Raw genomic sequence first — 3,437 nt, 5'->3', positions numbered from 1 at the left:
TCCCGCCACCGCCGGTCACGCTGCCCGTCTCGTCGCCGGTGACCCGACCGAGGCCGTTGTAGCCGAAGGTGAGCTCGAGGAACGAGTTTCGTCTGCGATCCCCCGACGTACGGGCGGGACGACGAGGGCACGAGTTCCACGACGGCGACCCACCAGCCGCCGGCGACGACCACGGCGAGGGCGGCCCAGAGCAGGTGCACGACGCGCTTCACGAACGGCAGCGACGAGCAGTACAGGTACACGCCGACGAGGACGGGCAGGATCAGGAAGCCCTGCAGCTGCTTCGTGAGGAAGGCGAACCCGACGGCGACACCAGCCCAGACCACGTACCGCAGCTTCCCGGTGTCGACGCCGCGCAGGACGAGCCAGAGCGACAGCACCATGAGCAGGGTGAGGAGCGCGTCCGGGTTGTTGAAGCGGAACATCAGGGTGGCGACGGGGGTCGTGGCGAGTGCGGCTCCGGCGGTGAGCGCCGCCCCGGCGGAGAAGCGTCGGCGGACGATCGCGTACAGCAGCGCGACGGTGGCGACCCCCATCAGCGCCTCGGGGACGAGGATCGCCCACGAGTTCAGGCCGAACAGCCGGACCGACAGCTCCATCACCCAGAGGAACGCCGGCGGCTTGTCGACGGTGATCGAGTTGCCGGCGTCCGAGGACCCGTAGAAGAAGGCCTCCCAGCTCTGGCTCCCGGCCTGGACGGCGGCCGAGTAGAACGCGTTCGCGTACCCGTTGACGCCGAGGTTCACCAGGTACAGCACGCCCGTGGCGAGGAGCAGCCCGAAGAAGGCGGGACGTTCCCAGCGTGCTCGCTGGACGGCGCGTGTGCGGGAGGTGCGACTCATGGGTCCAGGGTCACCGGACCGGCTTTCGGCATCCGTTGCTGCCGCTGTGGAAGAGCCGGGAGGCGCGGCGGACGTCCGCCGGGTCGGGTTCCGGAACCCTTCGGCGCGCGTCTGCCTGCCGTTCGCCTGTGCGACACCGCAGCTTCGTAGCGTCCCGGGCATGCGCTCCACCGGTTCCGTCGTCGCGGTCGTCCCGGCCCGCGCGGGTTCGAAGGGCATCCCGGGCAAGAACCTCCGCCGGGTCGCCGGGCGGTCGCTGGTGCGCCGCGCCGTCGAGGCCGCGCTCGCGAGCCCGACGATCGACGCCGTCGTGGTCTCGACCGACGGTGACGCCATCGCGGCCGAGGCCGTGTCCGCCGGCGCCCGGGTGGTCCGCCGCCCGCCGGAGCTGGCCGGTGACGAGGCCTCGTCGGAGTCGGCGGTGCTGCACGTCCTCGACGTACTCGCGGCCGCGGGCGAGGAGCCCGAGGTCGTCGTGTTCGTGCAGGCGACCTCGCCGTTCATCGACCCGGCCGACCTCGACGCCGCCGTCACCCGGGTCCGGGACGGGCGCGTCGACGCGGTGTTCGCCGCGGCGCCCTCGCACGCCTTCCTCTGGCGCGTCGACGACGACGGCACCGCCCGCGCCGTGAACCACGAGCAGGCGGTCCGCCCCCGCCGGCAGGACCGCGCCCCGGAGTTCCGTGAGACGGGCGCCTTCTACGTCTTCCGCGCGACCGGCTTCCGCGAGCACCGGCACCGGTTCCACGGCCGGGTCGAACTCGTCGTCGTGGACGGTGCGGGCGCCATCGACGTCGACGAGCCGGCGGACCTCGCCCTCGCCTCCGCCCTCGCGACCCGGCTGGACCGGCCGACGAGCACGAGCCGCTCCACCGAGCACGCACCCGACCCCCGTCCGGCGACCGCGCCGCACGTCCCCGCACCGAACGGAGCACCATGACCGTCACCATCGGCACGTCCACGATCGGCGCGGGCCACCCCGCGTACCTCATCGGCGAGATCGGCCTGAACCACAACGGCGACGTCGACATCGCCAAGCGGCTCATCGACGTCGCGGCCGACGCCGGGCTGCAGGCGGTGAAGTTCCAGAAGCGCACGCCGGAGATCGCGACGCCGGAGCACATGAAGCAGACGCCCCGCAGCACACCGTGGGGCGAGATGACGTACCTCGAGTACCGGTACCGCGTCGAGTTCGACCGCGACCAGTACATCGAGATCGGGGACCACGCGACGCTCCGGGGGCTCGACTGGTTCGCCTCGCCGTGGGACGAGCCGTCGGTCGCGTTCCTCGAGGACCTGAACGTGGTCGCGTACAAGATCGCCTCGGCGTCGGTGACGGACCTCGGTCTCCTCGCCGAGGTCGCCGCGACCGGCAAGCCCGTGATCCTGTCGACCGGCATGTCGACGCTCGAGCAGATCGACCGCGCCGTCGACGCCCTCGGCACCGAGCGCCTCGTGCTCATGCACGCGACGTCGACGTACCCGCTCCCCGCCGAGGAGGCGAACCTGCGGATGATCGACACCCTCGCGACCCGGTACGCGGGGGTCCCGGTCGGGTACTCGGGGCACGAGCCGGGCCTGCAGATCTCCATCGCCGCCGTCGCCCTCGGCGCCACCGCCCTCGAGCGCCACATCACGCTCGACCGGACGATGTGGGGCTCGGACCACGCTGCCTCGCTCGAGCCGCACGGGCTGCAGACCCTGGCGCGCGACGTCCGCATCATCGAGACCGCACTCGGCGACGGGGTCAAGCGGGTCATGCCGGGCGAGCGGGCACCGCTCGCGAAGCTGCGCCGCGTCGGAGCGTGACCGGCGACGCCCTGGACGCGACCGGCGACGGACGCGGGGCGACGGGCGGACGGGAGGCGCGCCTCCCGTCCGCCGGATCGCCGCGCGTCCGTCGGGTGGTCGGCCTGGTCGACACCGACTCGTTCGCGAAGTGGGGCGCCCACCTGCTCGCCGCCGCACCCGCGCACTGGGAGCTGGAACTCGTCACGGTGGCGACGCCGCGATCCGCGAGCCCGGCGCAGCTGCGGTCCGCGTTCCGGGGGCTCGACCACCGGCTGGCGCACCTCGCGGCGACACCGCCGGAGCCGCTCGACGTCGACGCGATCGTCGAGCGACTCCGCACCGACCCGCCGGACGCGGTCCTGGTGTCCCTGATCGGACCGGTCGCCGAACTCGTCATCGAGGAGGTCCACCGTCGGGTGCCGCGGCGGCCCGTCCTCGTGACGGGGCTGCCGGGCATCTCGTACCCGGCGAAGTGGAAGGGCGTGTTCTTCCGGGCGCGCGCCGACCTGTTCGTGCTGCACAGCCACCGCGAGGTCCGGGCGTACGAGGAGCTCGCGGCCGAGGGCGGCGTCGAGCCGCACTTCGCGCTCGCGACGCTGCCGTTCGCGCGGCCGGCGGCGGCGGTCGGGGGCGCAACCGTCGGGTCGCCGCCCCGCGACGCCGTCGTCTTCGCTGCGCAGCCGAGCGTCCCCGCCGGGCGGGCCGACCGCGAGCGTGTCGTCGGGTGGCTCGCCGAGACCGCGCGCCGACACCCGGAGTGGCGGGTGGTGATCAAGGTCCGGGCCGGCGCCGGCGAACACCAGA

At 73.5% G+C, this 3,437-nt stretch carries 4 protein-coding genes; 3 read left to right on the top strand and 1 reads right to left on the bottom strand.

Going from position 1 to position 3,437, the window contains the following annotated elements; genetic code table 11:
- Positions 1 to 842: ArnT family glycosyltransferase (locus I5E_RS21770; protein ID WP_441294331.1), on the bottom strand; the 842-nt coding region annotated here is incomplete at its 3' end.
- A 160-nt stretch (positions 843 to 1,002) separates the two neighbouring features.
- Between I5E_RS21770 and I5E_RS13415 the strand changes: the two genes are divergently transcribed.
- The 3 genes from I5E_RS13415 to I5E_RS13405 form a co-directional block, all read left to right on the top strand.
- Positions 1,003 to 1,782 carry an acylneuraminate cytidylyltransferase family protein gene (locus I5E_RS13415; protein ID WP_022907441.1) on the top strand — a complete coding sequence of 260 codons (780 nt, stop codon included), beginning with the start codon at positions 1,003 to 1,005 and terminating at the stop codon, positions 1,780 to 1,782.
- Positions 1,779 to 2,651 (top strand): N-acetylneuraminate synthase family protein, encoded by an 873-nt coding sequence (locus I5E_RS13410; RefSeq protein WP_022907440.1) that lies wholly within the window; start codon positions 1,779 to 1,781, stop codon positions 2,649 to 2,651. Before I5E_RS13415 ends, I5E_RS13410 begins: the two co-directional genes overlap by 4 nt.
- Positions 2,648 to 3,437, top strand: a 790-nt coding sequence (locus tag I5E_RS13405) for a DUF6716 putative glycosyltransferase (protein ID WP_022907439.1), incomplete at its 3' end; no start/stop codon positions are given. The genes I5E_RS13410 and I5E_RS13405, both read left to right, overlap by 4 nt.

The sequence above is a fragment of the Curtobacterium sp. B18 genome, assembly GCF_000333375.1.
Taxonomy (GTDB): Bacteria; Actinomycetota; Actinomycetes; order Actinomycetales; family Microbacteriaceae; genus Curtobacterium.
This window is presented reverse-complemented; position numbering and strand designations above follow the sequence as displayed.